Below are 18255 nucleotides of genomic sequence, written 5' to 3'. Positions count from 1 at the left end.
GGTTGTCACGACGCTTCCATGTGAGCGGCGGGGAGGGAGAGCTGATGCGGTACGGACCCGCGGTGCGCCGCCGCAAACTCGGCGCGGAACTGCGCCGCCAGCGCGAGCTGACCGGGATGACCAGCCGGGAGGCGGCCTGCGCGGTCGGCTGGCACCAGTCGAAGGTGAGCCGGATCGAGACGGGCAGCAGCGGGGTGAAACCCGCCGATGTGACCCGGTTGCTGGATGTCTACCGGGTGTCGGACCCGGAGCTGCGGGCCCTGCTGGGGGCCCTGTGCGGGGCGGGGTCGAAGGACGCGGAGGGATCACGGCGCGGCTGGTGGTACGCCTACCGCGACCTGCTGCCTTCGGCGTATCTCGACTTCATCAGCCTGGAGTCGGAGGCCTCCCACGCCCGCACGCTGGAGACCACGGTGGTGCCCGGGCTGCTGCAGACGCCCGACTACGCCCGGGCGGTGACCCGCGCGGCGCTCGGCGACCCGCCGGCCCGGCAGGTCGAGGAGCTCGTGCGGGTGCGGATGGCCCGGCAGGCGGTGCTCGGGGGAAGCCGTCCGCTGCAGCTGTGCGCGGTGCTGGACGAGGCGGTGCTGCGGCACGAGGTGGGCAGCCCCGAGGTAATGGCGGGACAGCTGCGGCATTTGTTGGAAAGGGGCTCGCTGCCGCATGTGCGGCTGCACGTACTGCCGTTCACCAGCGGCAACCATATCGGCATCACCGGCCCTTTCGTTATCTTCTCATTTCCGCGCATCGCCGATCTGGACGTGGTTGTTCTCGACCACTTGACGAGTAGCCTCTATCTGGAGCGGAAAGAAGACCTCCGGGCGTACGCCTCCGCATTCACGACGCTCCGGGCGCACGCCCTGTCGCACGAGAAAACGTTGGAATACATCGCCGGGATCAGTGACGGCGCGTAGGGAGGCGACATGTCCGCAATGCCTCGGTACGTACCCTCTCCATCGCCCCAGCCCGCTCGGTGCGACGCGGTATGGCACCGCAGCAGCTACAGCACGGGGATGAACAACTGCGTCGAGACGGCGCTCCTGGGTACGGGGCTGCTCGCCGTGCGTGATTCACGGCGCGACGCCGGCCCCGTCCTGCTCTTCCCCCGCACCACCTGGTCCGCGTTCGTCACGGACCTGGACGGCGCCGGCCCGGGCCATGCCCTCGGCCGTGCCCTGGGCCGTGTTCCGGGCCAGGGCGCCGACGGGGCCTGACACGGCGCGAGCCGGAACCGTCAGGCGGCGGCCGGCGCGGTCCGTACGATCGTGTCGACCGCCGCCGCGACCTCCAGATCCGTCAGATCCGCCCGGGCGGTCAGCCGCAACCGCGAGACGCCGTCCGGCACGGACGGGGGCCGGAAGCAGCCGACGGCGAGCCCGGCCGCCCGGCAGTCCGCCGCCCAGCGCACGGCGGCCTCGGGCGAGGGGGCCCGCACGGAGACCACCGCCGCGTCGGGACGCACGGCCACGAGCCCCGCCTCGGTCACCCCGCGGTGGAGCTCGGTGGCCACCGCCCGGACCCGCCCGGCTCGGCCCGGTTCGCGGCGCAGCAGCGCGAGGCTCGCCAGGGCGGCGCCGGCCGCCGCCGGGGCGAGACCGGTGTCGAAGATGAAGGTGCGGGCCGTGCTGACGAGGTGCTCGATCACCCGGGCCGGGCCGAGGACCGCGCCGCCCTGGGCGCCCAGCGACTTGGAGAGGGTGACGGTGGCGACGACGTCCGCGTCGCCCGCGAGCCCGGCCGCGTGGAGGGCGCCCCGGCCGCCGTCGCCGAGGACGCCGAGGCCGTGGGCGTCGTCCACGAGCAGCGCCGCGCCGCTCTCCCGGCAGACCCCGGCGAGGGCGGCCAGCGGGGCGGCGTCGCCGTCGACGGAGAAGACGGAGTCGGTGACGGCGATCGCCCGGCCGTCGTGCGCGGCGAGGGCCTTGCCGAAGGCCTCGGGCTCGGCGTGCCGGACGACGGCCTTCTCCGCGCGGGCGAGCCGGCAGCCGTCGATCAGCGAGGCGTGGTTGCCCTCGTCGCAGACCAGGAGGGTGTCGTCGCCGACGGGGCCGGACAGGGCGGTGACGGCGGCGAGGTTCGCGGTGTAGCCGGAGGAGAACACCAACGCGGCCTCGAAGCCGCAGAAGGCGGCCAGTTCCTCTTCCAGCCGGGCGTGCAGCTCGGTGGTGCCGGTGACCAGCCGGGAGCCGGTGGCCCCCGCGCCCCAGCGCCGGGCCGCTTCCGCGGCGGCCTCGGTGACCTCGGGATGGCGGGTCAGCCCCAGATAGTCGTTTCCCGCCAGGTCGACGAGATCGCTGTCGGCCGCGCGCGGCCGCAGGGTGCGGACGAGGCCGGCGGTGCGCAGCCGCGCCTGCCGCTCGTCGATCCAGTCGAACGGGTCGCGGTGCATGGCCGTCCCTCGCGTTTGGTGGGTTTGCATAAAACCTAGCCGTCCGGGGGCCGGGGCAGGATGTGGCGATACACACACCTCGAATGCCGCCTGTTGTGCGATCTCTCCTTGGCCGGGGGCGGTGGAGTACGCGAGGATCTGCGCCATGGACCTGCTGAACACGCTGGTGGAGAAGGGGTTGCGGCGGGAGCTGCCGACCCGCGAAGAGGCGCTCGCCGTGCTGGCGACCTCCGACGACGAACTGCTCGACGTGGTGGCGGCGGCCGGAAAGGTACGCCGTAAGTGGTTCGGGCGACGGGTGAAGCTCAACTACCTCGTCAACCTCAAGTCGGGCCTCTGCCCGGAGGACTGCTCGTACTGCTCGCAGCGGCTCGGCTCCAAGGCCGAGATCCTCAAGTACACCTGGCTGAAGCCGGACGAGGCCTCGAAGGCCGCCGCGGCGGGTGTCGCCGGGGGCGCGAAGCGGGTCTGCCTGGTCGCCAGCGGACGCGGTCCGACGGACCGGGACGTCGACCGGGTGTCGAAGACCATCGAGGCGATCAAGGAGCAGAACGAGGGCGTCGAGGTGTGCGCCTGCCTCGGTCTGCTCTCCGACGGCCAGGCCGAGCGACTGCGCGAGGCGGGCGCCGACGCCTACAACCACAACCTCAACACCTCCGAGGCCACCTACGGCGCCATCACCACCACCCACACCTACGCCGACCGCGTCGAGACGGTGCGGCAGGCCCACGCGGCGGGCATGTCCGCCTGCTCCGGCCTGATCGCGGGCATGGGCGAGAGCGACGCCGATCTGGTGGACGTGGTCTTCTCGCTGCGGGAGCTGGACCCGGACTCGGTGCCGGTCAACTTCCTGATCCCCTTCGAGGGGACGCCGCTGGCCAAGGAGTGGCACCTCACCCCGCAGCGCTGCCTGCGGATCCTGGCGATGACGCGGTTCGTCTGCCCGGACGTCGAGGTCCGGCTGGCGGGCGGCCGCGAGGTGCACCTGCGGACGCTGCAGCCGCTGGCCCTGGAGATCGCCAACTCGATCTTCCTGGGCGACTATCTGACCAGTGAGGGCCAGGAGGGCAAGGCCGACCTGGCGATGATCGCGGACGCGGGCTTCGAGGTCGAGGGCGCGGGCGAGTCGACGCTGCCCGCGCACCGGGCCGACGTCGCCGCCGCGTCGACCGCCTCGACCGGTGGTTGTGGCGGGCACGCGGGCGGCGGCGGTTGCGGCCCGTGCGGGGACGGCGGTGCGGAGGCCGCGGCTCCGGCCGCGGGCGGCTGTGGCTCGGCGGGCGTCTGCGGTACGGCCGCGACCGAGGCGCCGGTGCCGGCGGGTGTCGGTTCCGCGGAGACCGGTGCGGCGGGGCAGGCCGCGCCCGGCGAGGTCCGCAGCGACCTGGTGGCCGTGCGCCGCCGGGGCACGGGGACGGACCTGCCGCCCAATGCCTGAGCCGCTCGACCCCGGCCGGCTGCTCGACCTCGACCGGCAGCACGTCTGGCACCCCTACGGCCCGATGCCGGGCCGCCAGGAGCCGCTGGTCGTCGAGTCCGCCGCCGGGGTGCGGCTGCGGCTGGCCGAACCGGCCCACGGTTCGGTTGAGTTGATCGACGGGATGTCGTCGTGGTGGTCGGCCGTCCACGGCTACAACCACCCCGTCCTCAACGCGGCCGCCCAGGCGCAGCTGGGGCGGATGAGCCATGTGATGTTCGGCGGGCTCACCCACGAGCCCGCCGTCCGGCTGGCCGCCACCCTGGTGGACATCACGCCCGAGGGGCTGGAGCACGTCTTCCTCGCCGACTCCGGCTCGGTGTCGGTCGAGGTCGCGATCAAGATGTGTCTCCAGTACTGGCGTTCGCTGGGACGGCCGGAGAAGCGGCGCCTGATGACCTGGCGCGGCGGCTACCACGGCGACACCTGGCAGCCGATGGCCGTCTGCGATCCCGACGGCGGGATGCACGAGCTGTGGTCCGGGGCGCTGCCGAAGCACGTCTTCGCGGACGCCCCGCCCGGCGGCTTCACGGACGAGGCCGACCCCGCCTACGTCGCCCACCTGCGCGAGGCGGTCGCGCGGCACGCCCATGAGCTGGCCGCCGTGATCGTGGAGCCGGTGGTGCAGGGCGCCGGCGGGATGCGCTTCCACTCCCCCGCGTATCTGCGGGTGTTGCGGGAGCTGTGCGACGAGTACGACGTGCTGCTGGTGTTCGACGAGATCGCCACGGGCTTCGGCCGCACGGGCGCGCTCTTCGCGGCGGACCACGCGGGGGTCACCCCGGACGCGATGTGCGTCGGCAAGGCGCTGACCGGCGGCTATGTCACCCTCGCGGCGGCGCTGTGCACCTCCCGGGTGGCGCGGGGCATCAGCTCCGGCGAGGTCCCGGTGCTCGCGCACGGCCCGACGTTCATGGGTAACCCGCTGGCCTGCGCGATCGCCAACGCCTCGATCGAGCTGCTGCTCTCCGGGGACTGGCGGACGGAGGTCAAGCGGATCGAGGCGGGACTGCGGGACGGCCTGGCCGGCGTCGCGGACCTGCCGGGCGTGCGGGACGTGAGGGTGCTCGGCGCCATCGGCGTCGTCGAGCTCGACCACGGGGTGGACATGGCGGCGGCCACCCGTGCGGTGGTCGGTTCCGGGGTGTGGCTGCGGCCGTTCCGGAACCTGATCTACACCATGCCGCCGTTCGTCACGGCCGACGAGGACGTGGCGAGGATCTGCGCGGCGGTGGAAGCCGCGGCGCGGGTGGCGTAGCGCGAGAACGAGGAGAGGCGAATCATGTCGGTGCTGGTCGTCACGGGTACGGGCACGGAGGTCGGCAAGACCGTGGTGACGGCCGCCGTCGCGGCGGCGGCGCTGGCCGCCGGCCGCTCGGTGGCCGTCCTCAAGCCCGCGCAGACCGGGGTCGCGGTGGGCGAGCCGGGGGACGTGGCGGAGGTGCTGCGGCTCGCGGGCCCCGTGACGGGGGTCGAACTCGGCCGTTTCCCCGAGCCGTTGGCCCCCGCGACGGCCGCCCGCCGGGCGGGCCTCGCGCCCGTACGGCCCGCCGAGATCGTCCGGGCGGCGCGGGAGCTGGAACGCACCCATGACCTGGTGCTCGTCGAGGGCGCGGGCGGGCTGCTGGTCCGGCTGGACGAGGAGGGCTCGACCCTCGCGGACGTGGCCGGGCTGCTGGACGCGCCCGTCCTGGTCGTCGCCCAGGCGGGGCTGGGCACGCTCAACGTCACGACGCTGACCGCGGAGGCGCTGGCCGCCCGTGGGCTGCGGCGGGCGGGCGTGGTCATCGGAAGCTGGCCGGCCGCGCCGGATCTGGCCATGCGGTGCAACCTCGCGGAACTGCCGGGGGCGGCGGGGTCGGCCCTGCTGGGCGCCCTTCCGGAGGGGGCGGCGGCGTTGGCGCCCGCCGACTTCCGCCGTTCCGCGGTGGACTGGCTGGCGCCGGAGCTGTCGGGCGGCTGGGATGCCGCCGACTTCGCGGCGGCGCACGGGGTGTGAGCCAGGCCCAGCCCCTTCGCCGTTTCCCGGGGCTCCGCTCCTCGAACGCCGGAGGGGCTGGGGTGTCCTCAAACGCCGGACGGGCTGATTGTGCCCGCCCCGGGGAACAATCGCGGTAGCCGCCGTATCCCCGGGAAGGGGTGTGCCATGCCGCTCCGCAGTTCCAGAAACCCGCACGACGCCGTGCACCATCCGGTCTTCGCCCAGGTCTGGGCGAAGGTGAGCCCCGTGCTGGACGAGCGGGCCGGGATGGGTGAGCACCGGCGGGAGTTGCTGGCCGGGCTTTCCGGCCGGGTCATCGAGATCGGTGCGGGGAACGGGCTGAACTTCGCCCACTATCCCGGCACCGTGTCGGAGGTCGTGGCGATCGAGCCGGAGCGCCGGCTGCGCCGGATGGCGGTGGAGGCCGCCGTGCGGGCCGGGGTGCCCGTGGACGTGGTGCCGGGCACGGCGGAGGCGCTGCCGGTCAAGAGCGAGGCGTTCGACGCGGCCGTGGTCTCCCTCGTGCTGTGCTCCGTGCGGGATGTGCGGCGCTCGCTGGGCGAGTTGCGGCGCGTGCTGAAGCCGGGTGGTGAGCTGCGGTTCTTCGAGCACGGCATCGCTCCGGGCCGGGCGCTCGCGGAGGTGCAGCGGGGGCTGGACAAGACGGTGTGGCCGCTGCTCTTCGGCGGCTGTCACACGGCGCGTGACCCGCTCGCCGCGCTCTCCGGGGCGGGGTTCGAGCTCGGCGCGTACCGGCGGCTGTTGATGCCCCGCACCCGGGTGCCGATGCCCTCCGCGACCTGTGTGCTGGGGGTGGCGCGGCGGCCCGCCGAACCCACTCATAGCTGAACGGAGGCACCCTCCGGTAAGTTGGTGGTCCACGACAACCGAGGGGGTTCCATGTCACGACCGTTCCGTTTCGCCGTCAACATGCTGAGCGGCGGTACGTCCGCCGAGTGGCGGGAGAAGTGTCGCCGGGCGGAGGCGCTCGGCTATGACGTCATCCTCGTGCCGGACCACCTCGGCATGCCCGCGCCCTTCCCCTCGCTGGTGGCGGCCGCGGAGGTCACGGAGCGGCCCAGGGTCGGCACGTTCGTGCTCAACGCCGGGTTCTGGAACCCCGCGCTGCTGGCCCGCGAGGTGGCCTCCACCGATCAGCTCACGGGCGGCCGACTGGAGCTGGGGCTGGGCGCCGGTTACGTGCGCGCCGAGCACGAGCGGGCCGGGCTGCCGTTCGGCTCGCCGCGCGAGCGGGTGGACCACCTGGAGCGCACGGTCACCGAGCTCACCCGGCTGCTCGCCGACCCGGAGCACTGCCCGGCGGCCGCCCAGTCGCCCCGGGTGCCGCTGCTGCTGGGCGGCAACGGGAACCGCGTGCTGCGGCTGGCCGCCCGGCACGCGGACATCGCGGCCTTCACCGGCGCGGCCGCGGACGCCACCGGGGAGACCCGGCTGATCACCCCCGACGCGCTCGCCGAGCGCGTCGCCGCCTATCAGGGCTTCGCGGCCGGCCGGACCGGGCCCGCCGAGCTCAACTATCTGGTGCACCTCGTGATGCCGGGCGCCGACCGGCGCGCCAAGGTCCGCGAGCACCTCGCCAACGCCCCCGGCCTCACCGAGGACGACCTGCTGGCCCATCCCGCCCTCCTGACCGGCACGGTCAAGGACATGGCGGAGCAGCTGCGGGGCCACCGCGAACGGTACGGCTTCACCTACTTCACCGTCCTGGAACCCGCGCTGGAGGACTTCGCCCCGGTGATCGAGGAACTGCGAGGCTGATCACACCCGATCAGCTTTGCTGGTCCTTTACCATTGATGGTCACCGTCGTGATTGATGGTGACCATCCTGTTTCCCAGGGATCCGGACCCGTCATGGGCCCTGCCATGGACCCTGTCATGAGTGAAAGGTGTGAGCGTCCGCCCATGGGCGAGCCCCCCAGTAGTCCCCGGAGCCGACATCGCGCGGTCCTTCCGCCCCTGCCCGATCATGGGACGGAGGTGAACCGATGACCGAAGTCCTCCTCCTGGTGGTGGCGCTGCTGCTGACGCTCGCGTGCGCCGTCTTCGTCGCGGCGGAGTTCTCCCTCACGACCGTCGAGCGCGCCGAGCTGGAGCGGGCGGCGGAGAGCGGGGAGCGCGGCGCCGAGGGCGCCCTCAAGGCCGTCCGGAGCCTCACCTTCCAGCTGTCCGGAGCACAGCTGGGCATCACCGTCACCGGCCTGATCATCGGCATGATCTCCAAGCCGTCCATCGCCGCCCTGCTCACCGGCCCGGTGGAGGCGCTCGGCCTGTCCGCCTCGGTGGCGTCCCAGACCGCCCTGATCCTCGGCACGGTGATCTCCACGGTCGTGCTGATGGTCGTCGGCGAGCTGGTGCCCAAGAACTGGGCGATCTCCCGGCCGCTGCCGATGGCCAAGCGGGTCGCGGGCCCGCAGCGCGCGTTCAGCGCCGCCTTCCGCCCGCTGATCCGCCACCTCAACAACACCGCCAACCACGTGGTGCGCCGGATGGGCCTGGAGCCCGCCGAGGAGCTCGCCACCGCCCGGGGGCCGCAGGAGCTGATCGCGCTGGCCCGTCACTCCGCCAAGGAGGGCGCGCTGGAGGCGGACACCGCCGAGCTGTTCGTCCGCACCCTGAACCTCGCGGACCTGACGGCGGAGAACGTGATGACCCCGCGCGTGCAGGTCATCGCGCTCGACGTCCGGGCCACCGTCGAGGACGTCGCCAACGCGACGCTCGCCACCGGCCTGTCCCGCTTCCCCGTCTACCAGGGCGGCCTCGACACGGTCGTGGGCACCGCCCACATCAAGGACGTGCTGGCCATACCGGCCGACGAGCGCCCGCGCCGCCCCGTCTCCGCGATCCTGCGCGAGCCCGTGCTCGTCCCGGAGTCGCTGACCGTGGACCGGCTGCTGGACCGGCTCGCCGGCAAGCGCAGCATGGCCGTCGTCATCGACGAGTACGGCGGCACCGCCGGCGTCGTCACGCTGGAGGACATCATCGAGGAGGTCGTCGGCGAGGTGCGCGACGAGCACGACCCGCACGAGCTGCCCGACCTGGCCCCCGCCGGCCGGGACGCCGACGGCCGCAAGCTCTACGACGCCGACGGCGCGGCCCGCACCGACCAGCTGGAGCACATCGGGCTGCGCGTGCCGGAGGGACCGTACGAGACCGTGGCCGGACTGATCGCCACCGAGCTCGGCCGGATCCCGGACGAGGGCGACACGCTCGAGGTCGCGGGCTGGCGGATCCGGGTCACCGACGCCTCCGGGCGCCGGGCGGCCCGGGTGCTGCTGACGGCCCCCCTGCCGGAGACGGACGGCGGCGCGGCCGCCGAGGGGGGTGCGGACCGATGACGCTGGTCCAGCTGCTGATCGGGCTGGCGACGCTGGTCGCCAACGCCTTCTTCGTGGGCGCGGAGTTCGCCATGATCTCCGTGCGCCGCGGCCAGATCGAGCCCTACGCGGAGGCCGGCGACCGCCGGGCCCGCGGCGTCCTGTGGGGCCTGAAGCACATCTCGGCGCTGATGGCCGCGGCCCAGCTCGGCATCACGCTGTGCACGCTGGTCCTCGGCGTGGTGGCCGAGCCCGCCATCGCGCATCTGACGACGCCGCTGTTCGAGGCGGTGGGGATGCCGGCCGGGATGATCCACCCGCTGTCCTTCGTGATCGCGCTGGCCCTGGCCACCTACCTCCACATGCTCTTCGGCGAGATGGTGCCGAAGAACATCGCGCTCGCCGAGCCGGTGCGCACCGCGCTGGTGCTCGGCCCGCCGCTGGTGGCGCTGGCGCGGGCACTGCGGCCGTTCGTCTTCGCCATCAACCGGCTGGCGAACGGGCTGCTGAAGCTGCTGCGCGTCGAGCCGAAGGACGAGGTGACGGCCGTGTTCTCGGACGAGCAGCTCGCCCGGATGGTCGCCGACTCCAGCGCGGCGGACCTGCTGGACCGGCGGGCCACCGCGCGGCTGCGGAGCGCCCTGGAGCTGGGCAAGCGCCCGGTCCAGGACGTGGTGATGCCCCTGGAGCGCGTGGTCAGCGCCCACTTCGGGGTGACCCCGGAGGAGCTGGAGCGGCTCTCCGCCAGCTCCGGCTACTCCCGCTTCCCCGTGGTCGACGACGGCAGCCGCATCCTGGGCTACCTCCACGTCAAGGACGCGCTGGACGCCAAGCCGCGGGACATGCCCTTCCCGCTGCGGCGGATGCGCCCGATCGCCCGCGTCCGGGCGGACACCCCGATGGACGACGTGATCACGGCCATGAGCGGCACCGGCGCCCACCTCGCCGCGGTCATCGGCGAGGACAACCGGCTGGCCGGGCTGGTCACCTTCGAGGACGTGCTGCGGGAGCTGGTCGGCTCCCGGCCGTGACGGGAGCCCGGCACCGGCGCTCCCCGGCATGGCGGGGCGATAGGATCGCCCCGCCATGCCGATGAATGCCACGTACACGCACCCCGAGCCGTACTCCAGCTTCGTCGCCGTCGGCGACTCCTTCACCGAGGGCATGTCCGACGGCCTGCCGGACGGTTCCTACCGGGGCTGGGCGGATCTCCTCGCCGCCCGCCTCGCGGCCCGGACCGCCGGCTTCCGCTACGCGAACCTGGCGGTGCGGGGCAAGCTGATCGCCCAGATCGCCGACGAGCAGGCCGGCCCGGCGGCCGCCATGGGCGCGGACCTGGTGACGCTGGTGGGCGGGCTCAACGACGTCCTGCGCCCCAAGTGCGACGTGGACCTCGTCTGCGCCCGTCTCGCCGAGGCGGCGGACAGGCTGGCCCCGAGCTGCCGGCAGCTGGTGCTGATGCGCAGCCCGGGGCGCCGGGGTCCGGTGGCGGAGCGGTTCCGGCCGCGCATGGAGCAGCTCTTCGACTTCGTCGAGGAGCTGGCCGAGCGGCACGGCGCCGTGGTCGTCGACCTCTTCGGCGCCGACGTCCTGGGCGATCCCCGGCTGTGGGCCGAGGACCGGCTGCACCTCGACGCCGAGGGGCACCGGCGGGTGGCCGAGGCGGTCTGGCAGGCGCTGGGCCACCCGGCGGAGTACGACTGGCGGGCGCCCCTGCCCCCGGCCGCACGCCCCGGCTGGGCCGCCCGCCGCGCGGCCGACGCGCGCTTCGCCCGGGAGCACCTGGGCCCGTGGATCGGCCGCCGGCTGACCGGCCGCTCCTCGGGCGACGGCCGCCCGCCCAAGCGCGCCGAGCTGCTGCCGTACGAGGCGCTGTCGTAGCGGGCTCAGCGCCCCGAAGGGGCGCGGGGCCCTGACACACCATGCGACTCCGCCGCGCGGGCGCGACCAGCCACGACGCACCCGCGGATGATTCGCCGACGCCCAGCGCGGGCTCATAGGGGGACTCCCGCTACGGGGTTCCCGTGGCGAGAGCCCCTGGCGGCCTCAGCGGCAGCGTTCTCGTAGCAAGCCACAAACCGGGGCGGGGCGTCCGTCTGCGCGAACCGCCAGTAGACTTCGGTCACGTGACTGCAAAGCCCCGCATCCCCAACGTCCTCGCCGGCCGCTACGCCTCCCCCGAGCTCGCCGTGCTGTGGTCCCCCGAACAGAAGGTGAAGCTGGAGCGCCGGCTGTGGCTGGCCGTGCTCCGCGCGCAGAAGGACCTGGGGATCGAGGTGCCGGACGCCGCCCTCGCCGACTACGAGCGCGTCCTCGACCAGGTCGACCTGGTCTCGATCGCCGAGCGCGAGAAGGTCACGCGGCACGACGTGAAGGCCCGCATCGAGGAGTTCAACGCCCTCGCCGGCCACGAGCACGTCCACAAGGGCATGACCTCCCGCGACCTCACGGAGAACGTCGAGCAGCTCCAGATCCGGCTCTCGCTGGAGCTGGTCCGCGACCGCGTCGTGGCCGTCCTGGCCCGGCTCGGCAAGCTGGCCGCCGACCACGCGGAGCTGGTCGTCGCGGGCCGCTCGCACAACGTCGCCGCGCAGGCCACCACGCTGGGCAAGCGCTTCGCGACCACCGCCGACGAGCTGCTGGTGGCCTTCGCCCGCACCGAGGAGCTCCTCGCGCGCTACCCGCTGCGCGGCGTCAAGGGCCCGGTCGGCACCGCCCAGGACATGCTCGACCTGCTCGGCGGCGACACCACCAAGCTCGCGGAGCTGGAGCGCCGGACCGCCGAGCACCTCGGCTTCGCGCACGCCTTCACCTCCGTCGGCCAGGTCTACCCGCGCTCGCTGGACTACGAGGTCGTCACCGCGCTGGTCCAGCTGGCCGCCGCGCCGTCCTCGCTCGCCAAGACGATCCGTCTGATGGCCGGCCACGAGCTGGTCACCGAGGGCTTCAAGCCCGGCCAGGTCGGCTCGTCCGCGATGCCGCACAAGATGAACACCCGCTCCTGCGAGCGCGTCAACGGCCTGATGGTGATCCTGCGCGGCTACGCGTCGATGACCGGCGAGCTGGCGGGCGACCAGTGGAACGAGGGCGACGTCTCCTGCTCCGTGGTGCGCCGCGTGGCGCTGCCGGACGCGTTCTTCGCGCTCGACGGCCTGCTGGAGACGTTCCTGACCGTCCTCGACGAGTTCGGCGCCTTCCCGGCCGTCGTCGCCCGTGAGCTGGACCGCTACCTGCCCTTCCTCGCCACCACCAAGGTGCTGATGGGCGCGGTGCGGGCCGGGGTCGGCCGCGAGGTCGCGCACGAGGTCATCAAGGAGCACGCGGTGGCCTCCGCGCTGGCGATGCGCGAGCAGGGCGCCGAGCGCAACGAGCTGCTGGACAAGCTGGCCGCCGACGAGCGCATCCCGCTGGACCGCGCCGGGCTCGACGCGCTGATGGCCGACAAGCTGTCCTTCACGGGCGCGGCGGGCGACCAGGTCGCCACCGTGGTCTCCCGGATCGAGGAGATCGGCAAGCGGTACCCGGAGGCCGCCGCCTACGCGCCGGGGTCCATCCTCTGAGGATGACGACTCGCGAAGAGCTGGAGGCCGCCCGCGACCGCCTCGTCCCCGACGTGGTCGCGGCCGGCCTCGATGTCCTGTTCTGCGGCATCAACCCCGGGCTGGTGAGCGCCGCCACGGGCCATCACTTCGCCCGGCCCGGCAATCGTTTCTGGCCGGTCCTCCACGCCTCGGGCTTCACGCCGCGCCGGCTGGCGCCGGCGGAGCAGGACGAGCTGCTCGCGTACGGGCTCGGGATCACCAATGTGGTGGCCCGGGCCTCGGCGCGGGCCGACGAGCTGACCGAGGCGGAATACCGCGAGGGCGGGCGCCTCCTTGAGGAGAAGGTCCTCCTGCTGCGGCCGAAGTGGCTGGCGATAGCCGGTGTGACCGCCTACCGCGTCGCCTTCGGCGACAAGCGGGCGAAGATCGGGCCGCAGGAGCGGACGATCGGCGACACGCGGATCTGGGCGCTGCCGAACCCCAGCGGGCTGAACGCGCACTGGACGCTGCCGCGGATGGCGGAGGAGTACGGAAGGCTGCGGGCCGCCGTGACCGGGGGCTGACGCTCGCCCCTCGCCCTCCCACCGGCTACGATCCGTCCGGCAAAGGGCGCGCAAAGCTAGGAGGCGGCACGTGGGGCGGCTCACCGGCGGGGATCCGTCGCTGCTGCGGCGGATCAATTCGGCCGTGGTGCTGCACGCGCTGCGCGCCGCCGAGGCCCCCACGCTCACGGACCTGGTCAAGGTGACGGGCCTGTCCCGGCCGACCGTCGAAGGCGTGGTCGAAGGGCTGATCGACACCGGTCTGGTGGTGGAGGCGGCCGTCGACGAGGGCGCGACACGCCGTCAGGGCCGCCCCGCCCGGCGGTTCCGCTTCCGGGTGGAGGCCGGGCACCTGCTGGGCGTGGAGATCGGCCCGCACCGCGTCGCCGCGCTGATGGCGGACCTGGGCGGGCGGGTCATCGGCTCGGCCCATGTGGAGGTCTCCGCGACGGCGTCGGCCGACGAGCGCCTGGAGCGGGTGCGGGTGGCCGTCACCGATCTGCTCAAGCGCGCGGGCGTGCCCGGCGATTCGCTGCGGGCGGTGGGCGTGGCCACCCCCGGCATCGTGGAGGCGGACGGCACCGTACGGCTGGGCACGGCGCTGCCCGGGTGGACGGGGCTGCCGCTCGGGGAGCGGCTGCGCCGCTCGTTCCGCTGCCCGGTGCTGGTGGAGAACGACGCCAACGCGGCCGCCGTGGCCGAGCACTGGAAGGGCGCGGCCCGGCAGTCCGACGACGTCGTGTTCGTGCTGGCCGGGCTGAGCCCGGGGGCGGGCGCGCTGATCGGCGGGCGGCTCCACCGGGGCTTCGGGGGCGCGGCCGGGGAGATCGGCGCGCTGCACCTGCTGGGGCGCGAGGCCACCCCCGAGGAGGTCCTCTCCCCCACCGGGGAACCGCTGCACCCGCTGGACGAGGCCCAGGTGGCCGAGGTGTTCGCGCTCGCGGAGCGCGGGGACGAGCGGGCGCGGGCCGCCGTGGAGCGGTATCTGCGCCGGCTCGTCCACGACGTGGCGGCGCTGGTACTGGCGCTGGACCCGGAGTTGGTCGTGGTCGGCGGCTGGGCCGCCGGCCTGGACGGGATCCTGGAGCCGCTGCGCACCCGGCTGGCCCGCTACTGCCTGCGGCCGCCGCTGGTGGCCCAGTCGCTGCTGGGCGAGGCGGCGGTGGCCACGGGGGCGCTGCGCCTGGCCCTCGACCACATCGAGAAGCAGCTCTTCGCGGTCGAGAGCACGGTCACCGCCCGGCGGTGACCGGCGGCCCGGCGAGCCGTGGTTGACGGTGCGTCAGCCGGCCAGGAGCTGGACGGCGGGGGACGTGGCGTCCCCGAAGGTCAGCCGGCAGGTGTCGGCGCGGTAGGTGGCCACGGCGACGGCGGCGGTGCGCCCGCCCGAGAAGTAGCGCGTGGTGACGACGAGGACGGGTGAACCGGGCAGCCTGTCGAGCTGCTTGGCGTCGTCGGCGCGGGCCGAGCCGAGCTCCACGGCCTGGTCCTGGCCCTCCAGCCGCAGCCGCTGGAGCTCGCGCAGCACGGCGTGGGCGCGGGCCGGCCCGGTGGGCGGCGCGTCGGCGGCGAGGCCGGGCACGCCGGCGGCGGGCACGTACAGCACCTCGGTGGCGACCGGCTGGCCGCGCGTCTTGCGGGTGCGGCGGACGGTGTGCAGCGATGTGGCCGGATCCGCGTCGAGGAGCCGGGCCACGGCGCCCGGCGGGGCCTGTTCGGCGGCGTCGACGGGTTGCCAGGCGTCGCCGGGGGCGCCGGGCCAGGAGTGCTCGGTGTCGGTGACCGCGACTCCCATCCGGGGCGGGGCGACGGTGGTGCCCACACCGCGCCGGCGCTGCAGCCGGCCCTCGAGCTCCAGTTGCTCCAGCGCCTGCCGGAGCGTGGCCCGGGCGACGCCGAAGCGGGCCGCGAGCTCACGCTCGTTGGGCAGGACCTCCCCCACCGCGAACTCCGAGTCCAGTGCGTCGCTGAGGACGGTTTTCAGGTGCCAGTACTTCGGCTCGGGCACCGGTTCCAGCTGCGTACTCCCCACCCTGACCCTCCGCAAAGGCTTTTCGCGCGCTTATTTATTAAAGGTTGTTGCAGTATGCCTGCGACCATAGGGCGGTGGGCGTACTTGGTCAAGACCAATGGCGTCGCGAACCGGCCACTGTCAGTGCCTTCCGATACCGTCGGATACGGTTGTTGATCACCAGTACGAGTCGGTCGAAATCGACGGAACGACAATCGACGGAACGGCAGGGGGGCGGACGATGCGACAGGTCCCGGACCAGGTCACGGTGGTCACCGGAGCGAGCAGGGGTATCGGCGCCGCGGTCGCGCTGCGGCTGGCGCGCGCGGGGCACGCCGTGGCCATCGGCTACGAACGCTCGGCGGAGGCCGCGGAGAAGACGGCGGAGGCGGTGCGCGCGGAGGGCGTGGCGGCTCTCGCCCTTCAGGTGGACACCAGCGTCGAGAGCGAGGTCGACGCGTTCTTCGAGACGGTGAAGGAGCGGCTCGGCGCGGTCACCGGCCTCGTCAACAACGCCGGGATCACCGGGCTGTTGGGCCGGTTCACCGAGACTCCCGTGGAGCAGATGCGTCGCGTGGTCGACGTCAACGTCACCGGCGCGCTGATCTGCGCGCGGCGGGCGGCGCTGGAGATGTCGACTAGCCGCGGCGGGCAGGGCGGCGCCATCGTGAACATCTCCTCGGCCGCCGCCACCCTCGGCAGCCCCGGCGAGTACGTCCACTACGCGGCGAGCAAGGCCGCCGTGGACGCCATGACGATGGGTCTGTCCAAGGAGCTGGCCGCCGAGGGCATACGGGTCAACTCCGTCCAGCCCGGCATGATCGTCACGGACATCCACGCCTCGATGGGCGACCCCGACCGCCCCTGGCGCAAGGCCGACGGGATACCGATGGGCCGCCCCGGCGAGCCGGAGGAGGTCGCCGGGGCCGTGGCGTGGCTGCTGTCGCCGGAGGCGTCGTACACCACGGGCGCGGTGCTGCGCGTGGCCGGCGGGCTCTAGCCGTTCCCCGGCCCGCCCCGGCGCCCCGGCCGGGGCGTCAGGGCAGCACCCCCGTCAGCTTGTCGGGGTTGCGCATGACGTGGATCTCCGTGATGAGCCCGTCGGTGGTCTCGACGCTGACGACGCTGTCGGGCAGTCCTCGGGACAGCACCAGCACCGCCGGGCCGCCGTTGACCTCGACGACGCGGAGCTCCGGGTCGGGCAGCGGCTTGGCGGCGACGCCGAGCAGGAAGCGGGCGACCTTGTCGGCGCTCTCCAGCACGCGCAGCGGGGCCTTGGCCTTGCCGCCGCTGTCGCCCACGAGGCGGACGCCGGGCGCGAGGAGGGCGAGCATGTCGTCGACACTGCCGCCGGTGGCGGCGGCGAGGAACCGTTCGGTGAGCTCGCGGCGGCGCGCGGCGTCGACGCCGAAGCGCGGTCTGCGCTCGGCCACATGACGGCGGGCCCGCCCGGCGAGCTGCCGCACGGCCGCCTCCGAGCGGTCGAGCACCTCGGCGATGTCCGCGTAGGGGAAGCCGAACGCCTCGCGGAGGACGAAGACGGCGCGCTCCAGCGGGGAGAGGGATTCGAGGACGACGAGCAGGGCGAGGGAGACGGTGTCGGCGAGCACGGCCCGCTCGGCGGTGTCGGGGACGGTCGTGCCGAAGTCGGTGGCGACGGGCTCGGGCAGCCACGGCCCCACATACGTCTCGCGCCGGGTGTGCGCCAGGCGCAGCCGGTCGAGGGCCAGCCGGGTGGTGACGCGCACGAGGTAGCCGCGCGGGTCGTGGACGTCCTCGCGGTCCGCCGCCGACCAGCGCAGCCACGCCTCCTGGACGACGTCCTCCGCGTCGGCGAACCGGCCGAGCATCCGGTACGCCACCCCGCCCAGGGTGGCGCGGTGTTCCTCGAAGACGTCGAGCAGGGGATCCGTTGCGTTCACCTCCTCATCCCAGCCGAGGGGGGCGGTGATTGTCCACGTGAACCGGGTCTCACCGGCTGCTCACGGCCGGAGACGGCCGGAGATCGCGTCCACGCTCTACCCAGCGGTAACCGTTGCTGACATCCTGTCTCGGTATGTCGCCCCACGGATGACGAGGAGCCGCCCCATGGCCGAGAAGATCTCCTTTCCCGTCGACACGCCCTCCGGACCGCGCACGGCCACGGTGGTGTACGAACGCCTCGGTGGCGGGGAGCCCATGGTCCTGCTGCACGGGATCGGCCATCATCTCCAGGTCTGGGACCCGGTGGTGGGCCTGCTCGCCGCCGAGCACGACGTCGTCGCCGTCGACCTGCCGGGCTTCGGGCTCTCCCCGGGGCTGCCCGGCGGGATCTCCTACGACCTCAAGGGCGTGGTCCCCGTCCTCGGCGCGCTCTTCGAGGCCCTCGGCCTGGACCGGCCGCACGTCGTGGGCAACTCCCTCGGCGGCCTGATCGCCCTGGAGCTGGGGCACCGGAAGCTCGTCCGGTCCGTCACCGCCCTCTCCCCCGCCGGGTTCTGGACGCCCGGCGAGCGCCTCTGGGCCTACGCGGTGCTGCGGGCGCTGCGGACGGGCGCGGAGCGGCTGCCCGAGCCCACGGTGGCCCGCCTGGCCCGGACGGCGGCGGGCCGCGCCGCGCTGGTCGGCGCCATCTACGCCCGGCCGGGCCGCCGTTCGCCCGACGCGCTGGTCGCCGAAACCCGGGCGCTGCGCGAGGCGACGGGATTCGAAGCCACCCTGGCCGCCGGGCGCTCGCTGCTCTACGCCCACGACGTGCTGGACGTGCCGGTCACCATCGCCTGGGGCACCCGTGACCGGCTGCTCCCGCGACGCCAGGGGGTGCGGGCGAAGAAGCTGATCCCCGGGGCCCGGCTGGTGCGCCTGCCTGGCTGCGGCCACGTGCCCATGAACGACGATCCGGCGCTCGTCGCCCGCGTCGCCCTGGACACCTCGCGCTGAACGCCGTTCACGGCGTGTTCGACTGCCGGGCACCTGGCCCCGGTAGGAACGGGACCACT

18 protein-coding genes are annotated in these 18255 nt (G+C 73.9%); 15 read left to right on the top strand and 3 right to left on the bottom strand.

The genetic code is table 11. The annotated features are described in order from the left end of the window. The first annotated feature begins 44 nt into the window (after nucleotides 1-44). Both ACX9I7_RS25205 and ACX9I7_RS25200 read left to right on the top strand, forming a co-directional pair. Nucleotides 45-914, top strand: coding sequence for a helix-turn-helix domain-containing protein (locus ACX9I7_RS25205; protein ID WP_189447712.1), 870 nt, complete (start codon nucleotides 45-47; stop codon nucleotides 912-914). 9 nt (nucleotides 915-923) lie between these two features. Beyond that, entirely contained in the window at nucleotides 924-1214 is a 291-nt protein-coding gene (locus tag ACX9I7_RS25200) for a DUF397 domain-containing protein (protein ID WP_387568116.1), read from the top strand. 20 nt (nucleotides 1215-1234) lie between these two features. Here ACX9I7_RS25200 and ACX9I7_RS25195 read toward each other — a convergent pair whose 3' ends face one another. Next, a complete protein-coding gene (locus tag ACX9I7_RS25195; RefSeq protein ID WP_387568113.1) occupies nucleotides 1235-2389 on the bottom strand; it encodes an 8-amino-7-oxononanoate synthase in 1155 nt (384 codons plus the stop codon). 145 nt (nucleotides 2390-2534) lie between these two features. On the opposite strand from ACX9I7_RS25195, the gene bioB reads away from it, so the two are divergent. The 11 genes from bioB (at nucleotide 2535) to ACX9I7_RS25140 (ending at nucleotide 14515) form a co-directional block, all read left to right on the top strand. Beyond that, complete coding sequence (bioB, locus tag ACX9I7_RS25190; RefSeq protein ID WP_387568111.1) at nucleotides 2535-3827, top strand: biotin synthase BioB; 1293 nt, start codon at nucleotides 2535-2537, stop codon at nucleotides 3825-3827. Further along, on the top strand, nucleotides 3820-5124 hold the full coding sequence (locus ACX9I7_RS25185) for an adenosylmethionine--8-amino-7-oxononanoate transaminase (RefSeq protein ID WP_459388594.1): 1305 nt from the start codon (nucleotides 3820-3822) through the stop codon (nucleotides 5122-5124). Before bioB ends, ACX9I7_RS25185 begins: the two co-directional genes overlap by 8 nt. A 24-nt stretch (nucleotides 5125-5148) precedes the next feature. Then, nucleotides 5149-5865, top strand: coding sequence for a dethiobiotin synthase (gene bioD / locus ACX9I7_RS25180; protein ID WP_387568107.1), 717 nt, complete (start codon nucleotides 5149-5151; stop codon nucleotides 5863-5865). Nucleotides 5866-6012: 147 nt separating this feature from the next. Further along, the gene (locus ACX9I7_RS25175) at nucleotides 6013-6696 is read left to right on the top strand and encodes a class I SAM-dependent methyltransferase (RefSeq protein ID WP_459388593.1); all 684 of its coding nucleotides are present in this window, start codon (nucleotides 6013-6015) and stop codon (nucleotides 6694-6696) included. A gap of 51 nt (nucleotides 6697-6747) precedes the next feature. Continuing rightward, complete coding sequence (locus ACX9I7_RS25170; protein WP_459388592.1) at nucleotides 6748-7626, top strand: LLM class F420-dependent oxidoreductase; 879 nt, start codon at nucleotides 6748-6750, stop codon at nucleotides 7624-7626. 227 nt (nucleotides 7627-7853) lie between these two features. Then, a complete protein-coding gene (locus ACX9I7_RS25165) occupies nucleotides 7854-9203 on the top strand; it encodes a hemolysin family protein (protein WP_387568100.1) in 1350 nt (449 codons plus the stop codon). Continuing rightward, nucleotides 9200-10213, top strand: a complete 1014-nt coding sequence (locus ACX9I7_RS25160) for a hemolysin family protein (RefSeq protein ID WP_387568097.1) — start codon at nucleotides 9200-9202, stop codon at nucleotides 10211-10213. Before ACX9I7_RS25165 ends, ACX9I7_RS25160 begins: the two co-directional genes overlap by 4 nt. Before the next feature lie 55 nt (nucleotides 10214-10268). Next, nucleotides 10269-11063 (top strand): SGNH/GDSL hydrolase family protein, encoded by a 795-nt coding sequence (locus ACX9I7_RS25155; protein ID WP_459388591.1) that lies wholly within the window; start codon nucleotides 10269-10271, stop codon nucleotides 11061-11063. A gap of 245 nt (nucleotides 11064-11308) precedes the next feature. Further along, nucleotides 11309-12742 carry an adenylosuccinate lyase gene (purB, locus tag ACX9I7_RS25150; protein ID WP_387568092.1) on the top strand — a complete coding sequence of 478 codons (1434 nt, stop codon included), beginning with the start codon at nucleotides 11309-11311 and terminating at the stop codon, nucleotides 12740-12742. A 2-nt stretch (nucleotides 12743-12744) separates the two neighbouring features. Further along, a complete protein-coding gene (mug, locus tag ACX9I7_RS25145) occupies nucleotides 12745-13287 on the top strand; it encodes a G/U mismatch-specific DNA glycosylase (protein WP_387568089.1) in 543 nt (180 codons plus the stop codon). Between the two features lie 70 nt (nucleotides 13288-13357). After that, nucleotides 13358-14515, top strand: coding sequence for an ROK family transcriptional regulator (locus ACX9I7_RS25140; protein ID WP_459388590.1), 1158 nt, complete (start codon nucleotides 13358-13360; stop codon nucleotides 14513-14515). A 33-nt stretch (nucleotides 14516-14548) separates the two neighbouring features. On the opposite strand, the gene ACX9I7_RS25135 is transcribed toward ACX9I7_RS25140, so the two are convergent. Next, nucleotides 14549-15298 carry a GntR family transcriptional regulator gene (locus ACX9I7_RS25135; RefSeq protein WP_459388589.1) on the bottom strand — a complete coding sequence of 250 codons (750 nt, stop codon included), beginning with the start codon at nucleotides 15296-15298 and terminating at the stop codon, nucleotides 14549-14551. A gap of 220 nt (nucleotides 15299-15518) precedes the next feature. Between ACX9I7_RS25135 and ACX9I7_RS25130 the strand changes: the two genes are divergently transcribed. Further along, nucleotides 15519-16277, top strand: a complete 759-nt coding sequence (locus tag ACX9I7_RS25130; protein ID WP_459388588.1) for an SDR family oxidoreductase — start codon at nucleotides 15519-15521, stop codon at nucleotides 16275-16277. A gap of 37 nt (nucleotides 16278-16314) precedes the next feature. On the opposite strand, the gene sigJ is transcribed toward ACX9I7_RS25130, so the two are convergent. Further along, on the bottom strand, nucleotides 16315-17199 hold the full coding sequence (gene sigJ / locus ACX9I7_RS25125) for an RNA polymerase sigma factor SigJ (RefSeq protein WP_459388587.1): 885 nt from the start codon (nucleotides 17197-17199) through the stop codon (nucleotides 16315-16317). A gap of 166 nt (nucleotides 17200-17365) precedes the next feature. On the opposite strand from sigJ, the gene ACX9I7_RS25120 reads away from it, so the two are divergent. Continuing rightward, the gene (locus ACX9I7_RS25120) at nucleotides 17366-18196 is read left to right on the top strand and encodes an alpha/beta fold hydrolase (RefSeq protein WP_459388586.1); all 831 of its coding nucleotides are present in this window, start codon (nucleotides 17366-17368) and stop codon (nucleotides 18194-18196) included. Nucleotides 18197-18255: the final 59 nt, after the last annotated feature.

Source organism: Streptomyces sp. L500, assembly GCF_054551825.1.
Note: the sequence above shows the minus strand (reverse complement) of the source record. Positions and strands in the feature narration are given on the sequence as shown.

Excerpts from the sequence above, each read along its gene's own strand:
- bioD (WP_387568107.1), top strand. The coding sequence starts at position 5,149 with ATGTCGGTGCTGGTCGTCACGGGTACGGGCACGGAGGTCGGCAAGACC.
- ACX9I7_RS25205 (WP_189447712.1), top strand. The coding sequence starts at position 45 with ATGCGGTACGGACCCGCGGTGCGCCGCCGCAAACTCGGCGCGGAACTG.
- ACX9I7_RS25130 (WP_459388588.1), top strand. The coding sequence starts at position 15,519 with ATGCGACAGGTCCCGGACCAGGTCACGGTGGTCACCGGAGCGAGCAGG.
- ACX9I7_RS25175 (WP_459388593.1), top strand. The coding sequence starts at position 6,013 with ATGCCGCTCCGCAGTTCCAGAAACCCGCACGACGCCGTGCACCATCCG.
- ACX9I7_RS25120 (WP_459388586.1), top strand. The coding sequence starts at position 17,366 with ATGGCCGAGAAGATCTCCTTTCCCGTCGACACGCCCTCCGGACCGCGC.
- ACX9I7_RS25185 (WP_459388594.1), top strand. The coding sequence starts at position 3,820 with ATGCCTGAGCCGCTCGACCCCGGCCGGCTGCTCGACCTCGACCGGCAG.
- ACX9I7_RS25200 (WP_387568116.1), top strand. The coding sequence starts at position 924 with ATGTCCGCAATGCCTCGGTACGTACCCTCTCCATCGCCCCAGCCCGCT.
- ACX9I7_RS25170 (WP_459388592.1), top strand. The coding sequence starts at position 6,748 with ATGTCACGACCGTTCCGTTTCGCCGTCAACATGCTGAGCGGCGGTACG.
- ACX9I7_RS25195 (WP_387568113.1), bottom strand. The coding sequence starts at position 2,389 with ATGCACCGCGACCCGTTCGACTGGATCGACGAGCGGCAGGCGCGGCTG.
- ACX9I7_RS25160 (WP_387568097.1), top strand. The coding sequence starts at position 9,200 with ATGACGCTGGTCCAGCTGCTGATCGGGCTGGCGACGCTGGTCGCCAAC.
- ACX9I7_RS25155 (WP_459388591.1), top strand. The coding sequence starts at position 10,269 with ATGCCGATGAATGCCACGTACACGCACCCCGAGCCGTACTCCAGCTTC.
- ACX9I7_RS25165 (WP_387568100.1), top strand. The coding sequence starts at position 7,854 with ATGACCGAAGTCCTCCTCCTGGTGGTGGCGCTGCTGCTGACGCTCGCG.
- mug (WP_387568089.1), top strand. The coding sequence starts at position 12,745 with ATGACGACTCGCGAAGAGCTGGAGGCCGCCCGCGACCGCCTCGTCCCC.
- bioB (WP_387568111.1), top strand. The coding sequence starts at position 2,535 with ATGGACCTGCTGAACACGCTGGTGGAGAAGGGGTTGCGGCGGGAGCTG.